Below are 697 nucleotides of genomic sequence, written 5' to 3' on the forward strand. Positions count from 1 at the left end.
CGCACATTAGCCCCCTCCTCGCTTGCGGGGAGGGGGTTGGGGGTGGGGTTCTATCTGTGCAACCAACCTACAATCTCTTCCACCACCCCATCAATTGCATTCAACACCTCCTCATTCCGAAACCGCACCACTCGCAACCCCAAACTCTCCAAAAAATCCTGACGAATTGCATCTTCCTCTTGAGTGTAGTCGTGAACCTCACCATCCACCTCCACAACTAACCGCGCCTCACCACAATAAAAATCCACAATAAACCTATCAATTGTGTGTTGACGGCGAAACTTAAACCCTAAAAGTTGCTTGTGTCTCAACTTCTGCCAAAGTTTCTCTTCTGCTGGTGTAGGTTCGCGCCGCATCTGTCGCGCAATTGGTTTAAGTTTCTCCCAAAGTTCTGGTGGAGTTTGCCAACCGCGTTTGTGAACCCCACCCCCTAGCCCCCTCCCCGCAAGCGAGGAGGGGGAATGAGAGTCAGATAGAAATGGTGAGTTGTCTTGCTGAGTCATTTGATAATTAGAGGCTAGCTGATTTACGTGTGTTTATTTTTCCCAGCTATACCTTCTCCCACCAACCCCAATTCCCAGCTACGCTAAACTCATAGCAGCAACGCCGATTGAGAATAGTTAACATCAAATTCTTGCCACACAAATGAATTTAAATCTGAAAAATCAATATTTGTCTAATCTAATCAAAGTTGTAT

The 697-nt window shown here is 46.8% G+C and carries 1 protein-coding gene; it reads right to left on the reverse strand.

Annotation, left to right across the window (positions count from 1 at the left end):
• Positions 1 to 50: 50 nt before the first annotated feature.
• Positions 51 to 503 (reverse strand): endonuclease domain-containing protein, encoded by a 453-nt coding sequence (locus DM995_RS23005; protein WP_116970817.1) that lies wholly within the window; start codon positions 501 to 503, stop codon positions 51 to 53.
• Positions 504 to 697: the final 194 nt, after the last annotated feature.

It is taken from the genome of Blastomonas sp. UPD001 (assembly GCF_003426715.1).
Taxonomy (GTDB): domain Bacteria; phylum Pseudomonadota; class Alphaproteobacteria; order Sphingomonadales; family Sphingomonadaceae; genus Blastomonas.